Source organism: Comamonas sp. NyZ500 (assembly GCF_016772095.1).
Lineage (GTDB): Bacteria > Pseudomonadota > Gammaproteobacteria > Burkholderiales > Burkholderiaceae_C > Comamonas > Comamonas thiooxydans.
This window is the reverse complement of the sequence record NZ_JAEIJE010000004.1, coordinates 45,398-61,031: the sequence shown is the minus strand read 5'-3', so window position 1 is coordinate 61,031 and position 15,634 is coordinate 45,398. Positions and strand designations below refer to the sequence as shown.

Here is a 15,634-nt window from a genome sequence, read left to right as displayed (position 1 = left end):
AGGGAGATGAGATGAAGAAACTTTGGTCAATTGCCTTGGTGGCAATGCTGGTGGTGGCACATGGTCAGGCCGATGCAAAACGCATGGGCGGTGGCTCATCGTTCGGCAAGCAGTCGGGCAACGTCACTCAACGCGAAGCGTCTCGTGCTCCCGCTCAGAATACCCAGCAGGCTCCGCAGCAGAGTGCGGCGCAGCAAAACCGTGCTGCTCCGCCTGCAGCGGCTCCGGCCGCTGCACCCAAGAAGCCATGGGGCGCCATGCTGGGCGGCCTGGCCGCAGGCCTGGGCCTGGCCTGGCTGGCCAACTCGCTGGGCATGGGCGAAGCCTTTGCCAATATGCTGATGTTCGGTCTGCTGGCCATGGTGATCATGGTGGTGGTCGGCATGATCATGCGCCGTCGCAAGGCAGCACCTTCCGTGCAGAGCACCAGCAGTCCATTCGCCTTTCAGGGCGCAGGCAATCTGGGCGGTGATGTGAATGCACCTCAGGCACGCCAGTACAACCCCGAAAAAGTGGGCAATGACGCGTCGGCTCGTCCTTGGGAACAGAACCATATTCCCGAAGCCGCAGCTGCAGCTGGCGGCTCCATGATCGGCTCTGCCCTGTCGGGTTCGCAGAACTGGGGCGTGCCTGCAGACTTCGATGCCGAAGGCTTTCTCACGGCAGCCAAGCGCAACTTCGTGACGCTGCAGTCGGCCTGGGACAGGTCCGACATCACCACTCTGCGCTCCATGATGACCGACGAGATGCTCGCGGAAATCCGCAGCCAGCTGTCCGAACGCGAGAGCCAGCGTGCCGGTGAACCCAACCACACCGACGTGTTGATGATCGATGCGCAACTGCTGGGCATCGAAGATCTGGGCAATGGCTATATGGCCAGCGTCGAGTTTTCCGGCATGATCCGCGAAGAGGCATCGGCAGGCCCCAGCCCCTTCCGTGAAGTCTGGAACATGACCAAGCCCAAGAGTGGCACCAGCGGCTGGCTGGTGGCAGGCGTGCAGGCGCTGCAATAAGCGCCGCAGGAGGAGATTGCTCGCGGCCCATGCAAGGGGCACCGAGCAAGGGCCGCCCCGCAGCGATGGTGCCGTCCCCCTTGGGGGGAAGGCGCAAAGCGCCACAGGGGGGAATCAATTTCATGAATAATCGGGGACTATGGCAACACAGTCCCCTTTTTCTTTTCTGGGCGGTCTCGTCGAACGCGTGATGGCCGGTCCCCAAGCTCCCGAATGGCTGGTGAGTGAAATGCACCAGCGTCTGGTGCTTTTCCTCAATCACGTGCTGATGCAGGAAAAAGAGGCCATGGACCGCCTCGTGCGCCAGAAGGGGCGTATTGCGCGCGTGCAATGGCGCCAGTATTCGGTCGCCTTGCTGGTCACTCCTGCTGGCCTGTTCGACGTGGCTCCTGCGGAGGCCGCACCCGATCTGATGCTGGAAGTCACCGAGACCTCTCCTCTGTCGCTGGCTCAGACGGCCTTGCGTGGCGACAAGCCCAGCATTCGCATCGAAGGCGATGTGCAGTTTGCCGCCGAGATCAATTGGCTGGTGGATAACGTCAAGTGGGATGTGGAGGAAGATCTGGCTCGCCTGATTGGCGATGTGCCGGCCCACACCATTGGCAAGGTGGCACGCACGGCCGCACAGGGGCTGCGCCAGTTCGTCGGCGCACGCATGGGCAGCAAGTCTGCCTCTGCTGCCGATGTCGCCAATCCTGCCGGCACGGCACCCGTGGCAGCCATGCCCGGGGCCGATTACACACAGCCATGAGCCGCTTTCTGCGGGGCTGGGCCATCCTCTGGGTGGTGTTTCGTTATGGACTCGATGAGCTGGTGCTCTCCGGGATTCCCCATCCGCGCCTGCGCAGCCTGCGCGGCGTGCTGACCTTTGGCCGCAAGCTGGACAAGCCACGTGGCGTGCGCCTGCGCGAAGCGCTGGAAGAGCTGGGACCCATCTTCGTGAAGTTCGGTCAGGTGCTGTCTACGCGCAGCGACCTGATGCCGCCCGATGTGGCCGAGGAACTGGCCAAGCTGCAGGACCGCGTGCCGCCGTTCGATTCCCAGATCGCGGTGGACACCATCGAGCGTTCCTTTCGCAAGCCGCTGGAGCAGATCTTCATCAGCTTCGAGCGTGAGCCCGTGGCCAGCGCGTCCATCGCCCAGGTGCACTTTGCCAGGGTTCGCGACAAGTCCGGCGTCGAGCACGATGTCGCCGTCAAGGTGCTGCGCCCGGGCATGAAGTCCGTGATCGACAAGGATCTGGCACTGATGCACATGATGGCGAGCTGGCTGGAAAAGCTCTCCCATGATGGCAAGCGGCTCAAGCCCAAGGAAGTGGTTGCCGAGTTCGACAACTATCTGCATGACGAGCTGGACCTGATCCGCGAAGCCTCCAATGCCGCGCAACTGCGCCGCAATATGGAAGGGCTGGATCTGGTGCTGATCCCCGAGATCCACTGGGATTACTGCCACACCGATGTGATGGTGATGGAGCGCATGAAGGGCGTGCCCATCAGCCAGGTCGAGCGCCTGCGCGAAGCCGGCGTGGACATCCCCAAGCTGGCGCGCGATGGCGTGACCATCTTCTTTACCCAGGTGTTCCGCGACGGCTTCTTTCATGCCGACATGCACCCGGGCAACATCATGGTCAGCCTGGAGCCCGATACCTTCGGGCGCTATATCTCGCTGGACTTCGGCATCGTCGGCACGCTGACCGAGTTCGACAAGGAATATCTGGCGCAGAACTTCCTGGCCTTCTTCCGCCGCGACTACAAGCGTGTTGCCGCCTTGCATGTGGAAAGCGGCTGGGTGCCGGCCACGACGCGCGTCGAGGAGCTGGAGGCGGCCATCCGCGCCGTCTGCGAGCCTTATTTCGACCGGCCGCTGGCCGAAATCTCGCTGGGCATGGTGCTGATGCGCCTGTTCCAGACCTCGCGCCGTTTCCAGGTCGAGATCCAGCCCCAGCTGGTGCTGCTGCAAAAGACCCTGCTCAATATCGAAGGCCTTGGCCGTCAGCTCGACCCCAACCTCGACCTCTGGAGCACGGCCAAGCCCTTCCTCGAGAAATGGATGCTGGACCAGATGGGGCCGCAGCGCCTATGGCATGAGCTGCAGGCGCAGGCGCCGCGCTACGCCAAGATCCTGCCCGACATTCCGCGCGTGCTGCACCAGTATCTGTCCAGGCATGGCGCTGGCAACGACAGCGAGACCCTGCTCAAGGAGCTGCTGCAGCAGCAGAAAACGACCAACCGTCTGCTGCAGGCCATCCTCTGCGGCGGCATCGGTTTCGTCATCGGGCTGGTGGTGCTGCAGGTTCTGCTGCGCATCCGCTTCTGAGCTTTCCCTTTCTTTAGAGTTCGAGGAGTGCCAGCGTGCTGCTCTCATTGGTGATCGTCTACCTGTTAGTGACCATCGGCATTGGTCTGTGGGCCGCCAGACGCGTGAAGAACACGGCGGATTTCGCCATTGCCGGCCGTCATCTGCCGCTCTACATGATCATCACCACCACCTTTGCGACCTGGTTCGGGTCCGAGCTGGTGCTGGGCGTGCCTGCCAAGTTCATCGAAGGCGGACTGCATGCGCTGGTGGAAGATCCATTTGGCGCGGGCATGTGCCTGATTCTGGTGGGTGTGTTCTTTGCGGCCAAGCTCTACCGCATGAATCTGCTGACCATCAGCGACTACTACCGCTCGCGCTATGGCCGAGCTATCGAGGTGGTCTGCTCGCTGATCATCATGCTCAGCTATCTGGGCTGGGTTTCGGCCCAGGTCACGGCGCTGGGCCTGGTGTTCAACCTGCTCTCGGGCGGTGTCGTCAGCATTCCCATGGGCATGACGATAGGCGTGCTCTCCGTGCTGGTCTACACGCTGTTCGGCGGCATGTGGTCCGTGGCAGTGACGGATTTCGTGCAGATGATCATTCTGGTCGCCGGCCTGCTGATACTGGCCTTTTTTGCCGGTGACATGGCGGGCGGCGCGGGCAAGGTGGTCGATCTGGCCACCAGCCGCGATCTCTTCAAGTTTCTGCCCGAGCCCTCGCTGCATGAAATCGTTTTCTTCATCGGTGCTGCCGTGACCATGATGCTGGGCTCGATTCCGCAGCAGGACATCTTCCAGCGCGTGATGTCGGCAGACACCGAGAAATCGGCCGTGCGCGGCACCATCATCGGCGGTGCCTGCTATGTGATCTTTGCCTTCGTGCCCATGTTCCTGGTGGCCAGTGCGCTCATCATCATGCCCGCCGAAGCCACGGCCCTGCTGGCCGATGATCCGCAGAAGGTGCTGCCCACCCTGGTGATGGACAAGATGCCGTTTGCCATGCAGGTGCTATTCTTCGGCGCGCTGCTCTCGGCCATCAAGTCCTGCGCGTCGGCCACCTTGCTGGCTCCCAGCGTGACTTTTACCGAGAACATCTGGCGCCAGTTCCGTCCCTACACCACGGACAAGGACAATCTCAGGACCATGCGCATCAGCGTGCTGGTGTTCGCGGCCTGTGTGCTGGCCTATTCGATAGCCATGGAAGGCACGCCCATCTATGAGCTGGTCGCCAGCGCCTATCAGGTGCCGCTGGTGGGGGCCTTCGTGCCGCTGGTGTTCGGCCTGTACTGGAAGCGAGCCACCACCCAGGGCGCCATCAGTGCCGTGGCGCTGGGCATCGGTGTGTGGCTGGTCTTCATGGTCACGCCCGCGCTCAACCAGGCTTTTCCACAGCAGCTGGCTGGTCTTTTGGCTGCGGTTGCCGGCATGCTGGCGGGCTCGCTGCTGCCCCAGTGGATCAGCAACCATCACCGTGAAATCGAGTCCCTGGCCGAGATCAAGGCTTGAGAGAGCAAACCGGCTGCACCGGGGCTTGCTTGCGCAGCGCAGCAAAACCGGGGGCGGCGCCTATAATTGAGGGTTTTTGCACTTTCCCCGTTTTTAGCGCTATGCCTATCTATGCATACAAGTGTGGCTCCTGCGGTCACGCCAAGGATGTGCTGCAGAAAATCTCGGACGCGCCGCTGACCGTGTGCCCAGCTTGCGGGGCCGAGGCCTTTTCCAAGCAGCTCACCGCTCCGGGCTTTCAGCTCAAGGGTTCTGGCTGGTATGCCACGGACTTCAAGAACAGCGGCAGCAAGCCGGCTGCAAGCACCTCTTCATCCAGTGACAGTGCCGCTGCACCTGCAGCAGCTGCCCCTGCGCCCGCCAATTCCTGAGGCTTACCCACACTATGTCTGCATTGCGCAAGTGGCTGATTGCCGGTTTGCTGGTCATCGTTCCCCTGGTGATCACGCTGGGCGTGCTCAACTGGATCATCGGAACGCTGGATCAGACGCTGGCCATTCTTCCCGAAGCCTGGCAGCCCGACAGATTGCTGGGCATGCATATTCCGGGCTTTGGCGTTATTCTGACCTTGCTGATTCTGCTGCTCGTGGGCGGCATTGCCAGCAATTTCATCGGCCGCAAGCTGGTGGGCTGGGGTGATGCGCTGGTGCGTCGCATTCCCGTGGTGCGCTCCATCTATTCCAGCGTCAAGCAGGTCTCGGACACCGTGTTCTCCGACAGCGGCAACGCTTTTCGCACGGCGGTGCTGGTGCAGTGGCCGCGCGAGGGCGTATGGACCGTGGCTTTCGTCACAGGCCAGCCCAGCGGTGAAGTGGCGGCTTTGCTGCGCGATGAATATGTGAGCGTCTTCGTGCCCACCACGCCCAACCCCACCGGGGGTTACTTCGTGCTGGTGCGCAAGAGCGAATGCATCGAGCTGGAAATGAGTGTGGATGCGGCGCTCAAATACATTGTTTCGATGGGCGTGGTGGCTCCGCCAGACCTCGCCCTGATCGAAGAATCCAAACAAACAACCTTGTCGCACCCCTAAGGTGCAGGAAGAATTTTCATGGCAATGCGTTCTCAATACTGCGGTCTGGTGACCGAAGCCCAAATGGGCGAAACCGTGACCCTGTGCGGCTGGGTGAACCGCCGCCGTGACCATGGTGGCGTGATCTTCATCGACCTGCGCGACCGTGAAGGCTATGTGCAGGTGGTCTGCGACCCCGACCGCGCCGAGATGTTCAAGGTGGCCGAAGACGTGCGCAACGAGTTCTGCGTGCAGGTCAAGGGTGTGGTGCGTGCGCGTCCCGCCGGCACCACCAACGACAAGCTCAAGAGCGGTCAGATCGAAGTGCTGTGCCATGAGCTGAACGTGCTCAACGCTTCCGTCACGCCTCCTTTCCAGCTGGACGACGACAATCTGTCGGAAACCGTGCGCCTCACGAATCGCGTGATGGATCTGCGCCGTCCCGTGATGCAGCGCAATATGATGCTGCGTTACAAGACCGCCATCCAGGTGCGCAACTTCCTCGACAAGGAAGGCTTCATCGACATCGAGACTCCCATGCTGGGCAAGTCCACGCCCGAAGGCGCCCGTGACTACCTCGTGCCCTCGCGTGTGCATGACGGCGAATTCTTCGCGCTGCCCCAGTCGCCCCAGCTGTACAAGCAGATGCTGATGGTCTCGGGCTTCGACCGCTACTACCAGATCACCAAGTGCTTCCGCGACGAAGACCTGCGCGCTGATCGCCAGCCCGAATTCACGCAGATCGACTGCGAAACCTCTTTCCTGAACGAAGAGGAAATCCGCGCCATCTTCCAGCGCATGATCAAGGAAGTGTTCCAGACCCAGCTGAACGTGGATCTGGGCGAGTTCCCCATCATGACTTACCAGGACGCGGCCTTCCGCTTCGGTTCGGACAAGCCCGACCTGCGCGTCAAGCTGGAGTTCACCGAGCTGACCGACATCATGGGCGATGTGGACTTCAAGGTCTTCTCCACCCCCGCCACCACCAAGGGCGGCCGTGTCGTGGCCCTGCGCGTGCCCGGCGGCGCTGCCATCTCGCGTGGCGAGATCGACGGCTACACCGAGTTCGTCAAGATCTACGGTGCCAAGGGCCTGGCCTGGATCAAGGTCAACGAAGTGGCCAAGGGCCGTGAAGGCCTGCAGTCGCCCATCGTCAAGAACCTGCATGATGCTGCGCTGACCGAAATCCTCAAGCGCACCGGCGCCCAGGATGGCGACTTGCTGTTCTTCGGCGCCGACAAGGAAAAGATCGTCAACGACTCCATCGGCGCCCTGCGCCTGAAGGTCGGTCACAGCGAATTCGGCAAGAAGAGCGGCCTGTTCGAAGACAAGTGGGCGCCGCTGTGGGTGGTGGACTTCCCCATGTTCGAACATGACGAGGAATCCGGCCGCTGGGTGGCCGTGCACCACCCCTTCACATCGCCCAAGGACGGTCACGAAGACCTGATGGACACCGATCCCGGCAAGTGCATTGCCAAGGCCTACGACATGGTTCTGAACGGCTGGGAACTGGGCGGCGGCTCGGTGCGTATCCACCGCGCCGACGTGCAGGCCAAGGTGTTTGAAGCCCTGAACATCACGCCCGAGCAGCAACGTGCCAAGTTCGGCTATCTGCTGGACGCGCTGCAGTACGGTGCGCCTCCCCATGGCGGCCTGGCCTTCGGCCTGGATCGTCTGATCACGCTGATGACCGGCTCCGACTCCATCCGCGACGTGATTGCCTTCCCCAAGACACAGCGCGCCCAGGATCTGCTGACCCAGGCTCCCTCGCCCGTGGACGAGAAGCAGCTGCGCGAACTGCACATCAAGCTGCGCAACCCCATGGTGGTCACCACCGAGGCTTGATTGCCAAGCTCCCCGTGAACAGCGCCGGTCGCTGTTCACCGCCGGGCGCCAGTTCGCGAAAGCGGCTGGCGCTTTTTTGTTGCTTTGAAATTGGGAGCTGCTTGCGCCTGTCAATCTTGAAATTCAGATGGTTATCAGTCTGAATTCAATGAATGGAGAGCGGTTAAAGCTATGAATATTGATGGCTATCAAGCAGCAGGGCGACTCAGCCTGCTGTCATGCTGGCCGCGCTAATATGCTGCGATGGAAGTCAGGCCCTACAAGATTCCGCAGTCCGTGCTGGTCGTGATCTACCGTGAAGACGGGCAGGTGTTGCTGCTGCGTCGAAGCATTGCCGCGCCCGAGGGAGAGCCTTTCTGGCAATCCGTCACGGGCAGCAAGGACAGCCTGGACGAGGACTGGCATGAAACCGCCGTGCGCGAGGTGCTTGAGGAAACCGGCATCGATGCGCTGGCGCCGGACTGTTGCCTGACCGACTGGGAACTCGAGAACGTCTACGCCATCTATCCTCAATGGCTGCATCGTTACGCGCCGGGCGTCAGCCATAACCAGGAGCGTGTCTTCGGCCTCCGTGTGCCGCATCACATGACCGTGCACTTGAATCCCAGGGAGCACACCGCACATGATTGGCATGATTGGCGTGAGGCAGCCCAGCGCTGCTTTTCTTCTTCCAACGCAGAAGCTATTTTGCTGTTGCCGCGCTTCGAGCCGGCGCTGGTCGAGCGCCGCTGCAGGCAACAGCCTTGAAACCAACAGTGCCTATGTCTGAAGTTCAGTTGTTTACGCCGGCAGAGCCGCAGATCCTGCGCGTGGCCACCTACAACATTCACAAGGGTGTGCAGGGCCTGGGCCCTGCCAGGAGGCTGGAGATTCACAATCTGGGACTTGCGGTGGAGCAGCTCGATGCGGACATCGTCTGCCTTCAGGAGGTTCGCAAGATGAACCGCAAGGAGGAGCAGTATTTCGACCGCTGGCCCAATGTGCCGCAGGCCGAGTATCTGGCTCCCGAAGGCTACGAGTCCGTCTATCTGACCAATGCCTACACCCGGGACGGCGAGCACGGCAATGCGCTGCTCAGCCGCTGGCCCGTGATCGGCTACCAGCACGAGGACATTTCGGACCATCGCTTCGAGCAGCGCGGCCTGCTGCATGTGGAGCTGGACATCCACGGCAAGCGCGTGCACTCCATCGTCGTGCACCTGGGTCTGATTCCGGGCAGCCGCATTCGCCAGATTGCGTTGCTGCAGCGTTTCATCGAACGCGAGGTGCCGCCCAATGCGCCGCTGGTGGTGGCGGGCGACTTCAATGACTGGGGCAACCAGATCAAGCGCATGCTGGCGGGTTTCGGCCTGTTCGAGTACGAGGAAACGCAGGGCATTCTGACCTACCCTTCGCGGCTGCCGATTGCGCAGCTCGACCATATCTATGTGCGCGGCCTGACCCCGCTGGGGCTGCAGGTGCCCAAGGGGCGCATCTGGTGGCGCATGTCGGATCATCTGCCGCTGATCGCAGAGTTCAAGCTGTAGCAGCCCTGATCCCGGCCCCGCGCCTGCTGCTCGGGTGGGCGCGACAGCCTCGCCGCGCGGCGGCGCTTGCTCGCTGTCTCCGGTCGGGTGCATGCTTATTTTGAGATTACTCCTGAAACCATAGCTTCCAACGCCTTGTAAACATGCATCTGGACGGCAAATCCTTTGTAGCTTCGGGAAGTTGATTCACTGGTACCATTCTTGAATGTTCAGAGATCTCGCCGACATGAAAAAAGACAACTCAGCCGAAGGAACACCCGTTTCGGTCAAGATCCGCGAGCGGCTGCAGGCAGCTAAGAAACGTTTCCACGCCAACGACAACATTGCCGAATTCATCGAGCCCGGCGAGCTGGAGAAGCTGCTGGACGAGGTGCAGGAGAAGATGCAGGGCGTGCTCGACTCCATGGTCATCGACACCGTGCATGACCACAACACGCGCGCCACGGCCCGCCGTGTGGCCAAGATGTATGTGAATGAGGTGTTCCGCGGCCGTTATGTGCATCAGCCGGCCATCACTGAATTCCCCAACGCCGAACACTTGAACGAGCTGATGATCGTCGGCCCGATCACCGTGCGCAGCGCCTGCAGTCACCACCTGTGTCCCGTGATCGGCAAGATCTGGATCGGCGTGCTGCCCAACAAGAACACCAATGTGATCGGTCTGTCCAAGTACGCGCGTCTGGTGGACTGGATCATGGGTCGCCCACAGATCCAGGAAGAGGCCATCATCCAGCTGGCCGACCTGATCATGGACAAGACCCGACCCGACGGGCTGGCTGTGGTCATGGAGGCCTCGCATTTCTGCATGTCCTGGCGCGGCGTGCGCGAGATGGATTCCAAGATGCTGAACTCCGTCATGCGCGGCGCTTTCCTCACCAACTCCGAACTGCGCCGCGAATTCCTGTCGCTCATAGCAGCTAGAAAATAAATGCCCCCTGTGGCGCTTTGCGCCTTCCCCCGAAGGGGGACGACACCTTCGCCGCGAGGCGGCTCTTGCTCGGTGTCTCTGGCCTGGGGCACGCTAGTTTGTGGGTTGTGTTCTGTGTTGAAAACTGATCTTTGGAAGGGCTGCGCATCGCGCGGCCTTTTGCATTTCCGGCTCTCATGTCCCTGCAAGCGTTCACTCTCATCATTCTGGCCGGCCTGATCCATTCGGGCTGGAATATCGTGGCCAAGAAGGCGGGTGGAGATGCCCGTTTTTCGCTCTACACCGCTATCTGCAATGCCGTCATCTGGCTGCCGCTGGGCTGGTGGCTGGGCAAGGATGTGGTGCCGGGCTGGGGCTGGATGGAGTGGGCCTTCGTCACCGCCAGCGCCGTGCTGCATGTGGCTTATTTCGTGGTGCTGCTGCGCGGCTACCGCGTGGCCGATCTCACCGTGGTCTATCCGCTGGCGCGCGGCAGCGGGCCACTGATCTCATCGCTGGTTGCGGTGATGTTTTTGGGGGAACAGATTTCAACGCTGGGGGCTGCCGGCATTGCGGGCGTGGTGCTGGGTGTGTTCCTGATCGCGGGCGGTCCGCGCATGATCGTGGCCATTCGCGACGGACAGGACCTGGAGGCGCGTCAGCGTGTGCTCGCGGGCCTCTACTATGGTCTGCTGACGGGCTTGTTCATTGCCAGCTACACCGTGGTGGACAGCTATGCCGTCAAGATGCTGCTGATGTCGCCGATTCTGGTGGACTATATGGGCAATCTGATCCGGCTGGTGATTCTGGCGCCGCTGGCCGCCCGGGACTGGCCCGAGACCAAGCGCCTGTGGCGTCTGCAATGGCGTTACGCGGCAGTGGTGGCTTTCTTCAGCCCCATTGCCTATGTGCTGGTGCTCTATGCCGTGCAAAGCGCGCCCATCTCTCACGTCGCGCCGGCGCGCGAGGTGTCCATGTTGTTCGCAGCGCTGATCGGCGGCAGGTTGCTGGGCGAGGGCGACCGCGCCTTGCGCATTGCCGGGGCCGTGATGATTGCCCTGGGCGTGACGGCACTGGGGCTGGGTTGAAGTAAGTCGTTTGTCGAAAAGGCCTGTAGCCCTTGCCGATGAATCGCATATAGCTATTGTTTTTGAAGAGAGCTGAAAATGCCGACCTGGGAAGTCCTGATCACATTCTTTGGCGTGGCCTTGCTGCTGGGCCTGAGCCCCGGCCCCGACAACCTGTTTGTGCTGGTGCAATCGGCACAGCGCGGCTGGCGCGTAGGGCTTTGCGTGGTGCTGGGCCTGTGTCTGGGCATTGTCGGACATACGGCCGCCGTGGCACTGGGACTGGCGGCCGTGGTGGCCACATCGCCCATGCTGTTCACGGTGCTCAAGCTCTGCGGCGCTGCCTATCTGGCCTATCTGGCCTGGGGTGCATGGCATGCGCCGGTCAGCGTCGAAGAAAGTGCCAGGGCGCAGGAGCAGCGCGATGTGCTGACTCTGCGCTCCGCCATGGGCTGGGTGGGCAGAGGCGTGGTCATGAACCTGACCAACCCCAAGGTGCTGATCTTCTTTCTGGCCTTTTTGCCCCAGTTCGCCGACCCCGCTCGCGGCAGCGTGCCAGTGCAGATCATGGTGCTGGGCAGCGTCTTCATGGCAGCAGCTTGGCTGGTCTTTGGCTCTATCGCCTGTTTCTCGGGGCTCTTTGGCCAGATCCTGCAGCGCTCCGTGCGCGCCCAGCGCTGGCTGAACCGCATTGCTGCGACCGTTTTCGGTGCGCTCGCACTTCGCCTTGTGATGGTGCAACGTTAGAGGCAAACACTCTTAAAACTGGCGCGCCCCAGCAAAGGGGCAGCGAGCAAGGGCCTGTGCCGGCCGCGCCGCCCCGCAGCGAGGTTTTCGTCCCCTTCAGTCCCTCTCCGTCCCCCTCTCATAGTGTGCGAAGCACGTAGAGAGAGGGGCGCCCGGCTAGGGGGAAGGCGCGTAGCGCCTCAGGGAGAGCTTGTCGTTCTTATCCCCAGGATAGAGCAGACAAGTCATTGACAAACACCGGCATATCCTTCCACAGCCCGCGCAGCTTCTTGTTTGCCACGGTCACCCACTGCGGGGTGTAGAGAAAGCCGTGCACCGAATCATGCGCCAGCAGGCGCTGGGCGTCGCCAAGCAGGCGTGCGCGGTCGGCGGGGCGCGGTGTGTGCTTGATCTTGTCGAAAAGTTCGTTGAATTCCTGGGACTGGTAGCCCCAGTAGTAATCGGGCTTGGCAAAGTTGCCCAGATCAAACGGCTCCACATGCGAAATGATGGTCAGGTCGTAGTTCTTGTTGGTGTAGGTGCCCGACAGCCACTGTGCCCATTCCACATTCTGCAGCTTGAGCTGGATGCCGATCTTGGCCAGCTGGGCTGCAATCAGCTCGCCGCCTTGGCGCGCATAGGGCGCGGGCGGCAGCGTCATGGTCAGGGTCAGCGGGGTCTTGACGCCAGCTTCAGCCATCAGAGCCTTGGCTTTTTCCAGGTCAAAGGGGTTGACACCTGTGGTGTCCACATAGCCAAAGGCCGTGGGCACATAGTAGCTGCCGATGGGCACGCCATAGCCATCGGCGGCACCGGCAATCACGGCCTTGCGATCGATGGCGGCGGCAATGGCACGGCGCACGCGGATATCGCTGAGCGGCTTTCGCGCATTGTTGATGGCCAGAATGGTCTTGGCGCGCGAGTTGCTCACCACCACCTGAAAGCGGGCGTTGGCTTTGAACTGGGGCACGCTGCGCGGCGAGACGCGCGGGAAGGCATCGACATCGCCGGCCAGCAGGGCTGCAACCTGTGCTGCGGGATCGGGGATGAAGCGGAACACGGCGCGCTTGATGCGAATGCTCTGTGCCGAGCGATAGCCGGGCCAGGCGGTCAGCGTGACCGATGCACCCTTGGCCCAGGCCGCCAGCTTGTAGGGGCCGGTGCCCACGGGCTTGCTGGCGTTGGTGGTGGCGCTCTTGGGTTCGACAACGATGGAGGTTGCCTGACCCATCATGAACAGAAAGTCGGGATCGATCTCCTGGTTGGTCAGCACCACCGTATGCTCGTCGGCGACCTTGGTGCTCAGATTGGCAAAGGTGCGCTTGTCCTTGTTGGTGCTTTTGTCGGCGGCCGCGCGGTCGAACGAGAACTTGACGGCGGCAGCGTTGAAGGGCTCTCCGTTCTGGAACTTCACATCTTTGCGCAGGCGAAAGGTATAGGTCTTGAGATCGGACGAGACTTCCCAGCTTTCGGCCAGCAGAGGCGAGACGCTGCCGTCGGAGTTGATCTTGGTCAGCGTCTCAAACACGTTGTAGAGCACGACTTCGGCAATCGAGGAGGCAGCCCCGGCCGTGGGGTCCAGTCCTGGCGGCTCCAGCGTCATGGCCAGCGTGACACTGTCTTTCTTGGCCTGGGCCATGGCAGGCCAGGCAGCGAACAAGGGCAAGCTGGCAGCCGAGCTGGCCAGCAAGGAGCGGCGATTGAGCATCAACAAAGTCTCCGATGGGGGGGCTGGCCGCATGGGGCCATCAAAAGCGCTGCAAGTCATCGCGGGGAGCGGACTTGTTTCATATGCGTTTTTACACCAGTCGGAGCAGTCTTTGCAGTGGTCGCAGGCATATCGCTGCTGCGAGTGTGAACAACTGTTTGCCGGCCCGGTTCAGATGACTCGCGGTGCGGCCTTGACCAAGGCCTGGGTATAGGGGTGCTCGGGGGCGGAGAACAGCTTGCGCGGTGTGCCGCGCTCCACCACTTCACCCTGATGGAGCACTATGACCTGATCGCAGACATGCTGGACCACGGCCAGATCATGGCTGATGAACAGATAGGACAGGCCCAGCTCGCGCTGCAGGTCCTGCATGAGATTGAGCACCTGGGCCTGTACCGAGACATCGAGCGCGCTGACCGGCTCGTCGGCCACGATCAGGCGGGGGCGGGTTATCAGAGCGCGGGCAATGGCGATGCGCTGGCGTTGGCCGCCGGAGAACTCGTGCGGATATTTGTCGGCGTCCTGCGCGCGCAGACCGACCTGGTCGAGCACGCTCAGCACCTGCTGGCGCCTGGCAGGTCGACTGAGCTTCTCATGAGTCGTTCCCAAAGGCTCGCTGACGATGGCTTCCACTGTCATGCGCGGGTCCAGCGACCCATAGGGGTCCTGAAACACCATCTGGAAGTCGCGCCGCGCGGCGCGCAGTTCCTGTTCGGACAGCAGGTGCAGATTGCGGCCCAGCAGTTCCACCCTGCCTTCGCTGGGGCGGTCCAGAGCCATGACCAGACGTGCCAGCGTGGACTTGCCGGAGCCGGATTCGCCGACCACGCCCAGGCTTTGTCCGCCCTGCAGCTCGAAACTCACGCCGCGCAGCGCCTGCAGCGGCTCGGGCTTGTGCCACAGCGATGTACGGGAGCGTGAATATGCGCGTTTCAGGCCGCTAACCCTGAGCAAGATTGCGCTGCTGGTTCCAGCTTCAGAGGTTTCGGCTGGCTCGTTCATGTCCTTGCTCCTGCCGTCAGCACCTGTTCATACAGGCAGCGTGCCACATGGGGCTGGCGCCAGGAAGCGAGAGAGGCAGGTGCCGCCATGCTGGGCTGGTGCAGCGTGCGAGGCTGGGGGCGCTCCACATAGCACTCGTTCTGAGTATGGGCGCAGCGGCCCGCAAACGGGCAGCCTGCGGGCAGGTCCACGAGCTCCGGCACGGCTCCGGCAATGGTGGGCAGATGGACTGTACCTTCTGTGGCGTGGAGTTGCGGGCGTGCAGCAAACAGGCCGCGCGTATAGGGGTGGGCGCGCCTGGCGAACACCGCTTCCGTCATGCCGGATTCGACCACGGTGCCGCCATACATGACCAGCAGCTGCTCCGCATTCTGGGCAATCACACCCAGATCATGGCTGATGAGCACCAGCGCCATGGAATGCTCGGCCACCAGCTCCTGCAGCAGATCCAGAATGCGCTGCTGAACCGTCACATCCAGGGCTGTGGTGGGCTCGTCGGCCACCAGCAGATCGGGACCGCAGGCCAGAGCCATGGCAATCATGATGCGCTGGCGCTGGCCGCCGGAGAACTGGTGCGGATATTCATCGAGCCGCTGCGCAGCCTGTGCAATGCCCACTCTCTCCAGCAGCTCGGTGGCGCGGGCGCGGGCCTGGGCGCGGCTCATTCCCAGATGAAGCCGCAGCGGCTCTGCCACTTGGCGGCCGATGCTGTGCACGGGGTTGAGGGCACTCATGGGTTCCTGAAACACCATGGCCATGCGGTTGCCGCGCAGGGCGCAGAGCTGGCGCTCGCTCAGGCCCAGCAGTTCCTGGCCGTCCAGCTGGATGCTGCCTTCCACCTGTGCGTGTTCGGGCAGCAGGCCCATCAGCGCCAATGCCGTCAGCGATTTACCGCAGCCCGATTCGCCGATCAGGCCCAGTGTGGCACCGCGCTCCAGCGTAAAGCTCACATCGCGCACGGCCTGAGCCCGGCCGCGGTGGGTCTGCAGATTGATGGTGAGGTTGGAGACTTCAAGCAAAGCCATGGT

At 62.1% G+C, this 15,634-nt stretch carries 15 protein-coding genes; 12 read left to right on the top strand and 3 right to left on the bottom strand.

The window, feature by feature from the left end:
• The first annotated feature begins 11 nt into the window (after positions 1–11).
• The 12 genes from JAO85_RS08165 (at position 12) to JAO85_RS08110 (ending at position 11,917) form a co-directional block, all read left to right on the top strand.
• Positions 12–1,013, top strand: coding sequence for a Tim44 domain-containing protein (locus tag JAO85_RS08165; protein ID WP_202787866.1), 1,002 nt, complete (start codon positions 12–14; stop codon positions 1,011–1,013).
• A 139-nt stretch (positions 1,014–1,152) separates the two neighbouring features.
• The gene (locus tag JAO85_RS08160; RefSeq protein ID WP_003065999.1) at positions 1,153–1,764 is read left to right on the top strand and encodes a hypothetical protein; all 612 of its coding nucleotides are present in this window, start codon (positions 1,153–1,155) and stop codon (positions 1,762–1,764) included.
• Positions 1,761–3,329, top strand: coding sequence for a ubiquinone biosynthesis regulatory protein kinase UbiB (gene ubiB, locus JAO85_RS08155; protein WP_012837124.1), 1,569 nt, complete (start codon positions 1,761–1,763; stop codon positions 3,327–3,329). The genes JAO85_RS08160 and ubiB overlap by 4 nt, the downstream gene beginning before the upstream one ends.
• 35 nt (positions 3,330–3,364) lie before the next feature.
• Positions 3,365–4,816, top strand: coding sequence for a sodium:solute symporter family protein (locus JAO85_RS08150; RefSeq protein ID WP_063661779.1), 1,452 nt, complete (start codon positions 3,365–3,367; stop codon positions 4,814–4,816).
• Positions 4,817–4,917: 101 nt separating this feature from the next.
• Positions 4,918–5,187, top strand: coding sequence for an FmdB family zinc ribbon protein (locus JAO85_RS08145; RefSeq protein WP_039049629.1), 270 nt, complete (start codon positions 4,918–4,920; stop codon positions 5,185–5,187).
• 14 nt (positions 5,188–5,201) lie between these two features.
• Positions 5,202–5,846, top strand: a complete 645-nt coding sequence (locus JAO85_RS08140; RefSeq protein ID WP_003058473.1) for a DUF502 domain-containing protein — start codon at positions 5,202–5,204, stop codon at positions 5,844–5,846.
• A gap of 18 nt (positions 5,847–5,864) precedes the next feature.
• Complete coding sequence (gene aspS, locus JAO85_RS08135; protein ID WP_039049630.1) at positions 5,865–7,670, top strand: aspartate--tRNA ligase; 1,806 nt, start codon at positions 5,865–5,867, stop codon at positions 7,668–7,670.
• 243 nt (positions 7,671–7,913) lie between these two features.
• Positions 7,914–8,417: a dihydroneopterin triphosphate diphosphatase gene (nudB, locus tag JAO85_RS08130; protein ID WP_057091572.1), complete on the top strand. Its 504-nt coding sequence runs from the start codon at positions 7,914–7,916 to the stop codon at positions 8,415–8,417.
• A 14-nt stretch (positions 8,418–8,431) separates the two neighbouring features.
• A complete protein-coding gene (locus tag JAO85_RS08125; RefSeq protein WP_202787865.1) occupies positions 8,432–9,196 on the top strand; it encodes an endonuclease/exonuclease/phosphatase family protein in 765 nt (254 codons plus the stop codon).
• Positions 9,197–9,401: 205 nt separating this feature from the next.
• Positions 9,402–10,124, top strand: a complete 723-nt coding sequence (gene folE / locus JAO85_RS08120; protein WP_003073932.1) for a GTP cyclohydrolase I — start codon at positions 9,402–9,404, stop codon at positions 10,122–10,124.
• Positions 10,125–10,300: 176 nt separating this feature from the next.
• The gene (locus JAO85_RS08115) at positions 10,301–11,191 is read left to right on the top strand and encodes a DMT family transporter (protein ID WP_003066016.1); all 891 of its coding nucleotides are present in this window, start codon (positions 10,301–10,303) and stop codon (positions 11,189–11,191) included.
• A 78-nt stretch (positions 11,192–11,269) separates the two neighbouring features.
• Positions 11,270–11,917, top strand: a complete 648-nt coding sequence (locus tag JAO85_RS08110; RefSeq protein ID WP_003066017.1) for a LysE family translocator — start codon at positions 11,270–11,272, stop codon at positions 11,915–11,917.
• Positions 11,918–12,116: 199 nt separating this feature from the next.
• On the opposite strand, the gene JAO85_RS08105 is transcribed toward JAO85_RS08110, so the two are convergent.
• The 3 genes from JAO85_RS08105 to JAO85_RS08095 form a co-directional block, all read right to left on the bottom strand.
• The gene (locus JAO85_RS08105; RefSeq protein WP_003066019.1) at positions 12,117–13,604 is read right to left on the bottom strand and encodes an ABC transporter substrate-binding protein; all 1,488 of its coding nucleotides are present in this window, start codon (positions 13,602–13,604) and stop codon (positions 12,117–12,119) included.
• Between the two features lie 171 nt (positions 13,605–13,775).
• Positions 13,776–14,606, bottom strand: coding sequence for an ATP-binding cassette domain-containing protein (locus tag JAO85_RS08100; protein WP_202787864.1), 831 nt, complete (start codon positions 14,604–14,606; stop codon positions 13,776–13,778).
• A complete protein-coding gene (locus JAO85_RS08095; protein ID WP_202787863.1) occupies positions 14,603–15,631 on the bottom strand; it encodes an ABC transporter ATP-binding protein in 1,029 nt (342 codons plus the stop codon). The genes JAO85_RS08100 and JAO85_RS08095 overlap by 4 nt, the downstream gene beginning before the upstream one ends.
• Positions 15,632–15,634: the final 3 nt, after the last annotated feature.

Coding starts and splice junctions, on each gene's coding strand:
- JAO85_RS08165 (WP_202787866.1), top strand. CDS start 12: ATGAAGAAACTTTGGTCAATTGCCTTGGTGGCAATGCTGGTGGTGGCA.
- JAO85_RS08160 (WP_003065999.1), top strand. CDS start 1,153: ATGGCAACACAGTCCCCTTTTTCTTTTCTGGGCGGTCTCGTCGAACGC.
- ubiB (WP_012837124.1), top strand. CDS start 1,761: ATGAGCCGCTTTCTGCGGGGCTGGGCCATCCTCTGGGTGGTGTTTCGT.
- JAO85_RS08145 (WP_039049629.1), top strand. CDS start 4,918: ATGCCTATCTATGCATACAAGTGTGGCTCCTGCGGTCACGCCAAGGAT.
- JAO85_RS08140 (WP_003058473.1), top strand. CDS start 5,202: ATGTCTGCATTGCGCAAGTGGCTGATTGCCGGTTTGCTGGTCATCGTT.
- aspS (WP_039049630.1), top strand. CDS start 5,865: ATGGCAATGCGTTCTCAATACTGCGGTCTGGTGACCGAAGCCCAAATG.
- nudB (WP_057091572.1), top strand. CDS start 7,914: ATGGAAGTCAGGCCCTACAAGATTCCGCAGTCCGTGCTGGTCGTGATC.
- JAO85_RS08125 (WP_202787865.1), top strand. CDS start 8,432: ATGTCTGAAGTTCAGTTGTTTACGCCGGCAGAGCCGCAGATCCTGCGC.
- folE (WP_003073932.1), top strand. CDS start 9,402: ATGTTCAGAGATCTCGCCGACATGAAAAAAGACAACTCAGCCGAAGGA.
- JAO85_RS08115 (WP_003066016.1), top strand. CDS start 10,301: ATGTCCCTGCAAGCGTTCACTCTCATCATTCTGGCCGGCCTGATCCAT.
- JAO85_RS08110 (WP_003066017.1), top strand. CDS start 11,270: ATGCCGACCTGGGAAGTCCTGATCACATTCTTTGGCGTGGCCTTGCTG.
- JAO85_RS08105 (WP_003066019.1), bottom strand. CDS start 13,604: ATGCTCAATCGCCGCTCCTTGCTGGCCAGCTCGGCTGCCAGCTTGCCC.
- JAO85_RS08100 (WP_202787864.1), bottom strand. CDS start 14,606: ATGAACGAGCCAGCCGAAACCTCTGAAGCTGGAACCAGCAGCGCAATC.
- JAO85_RS08095 (WP_202787863.1), bottom strand. CDS start 15,631: ATGGCTTTGCTTGAAGTCTCCAACCTCACCATCAATCTGCAGACCCAC.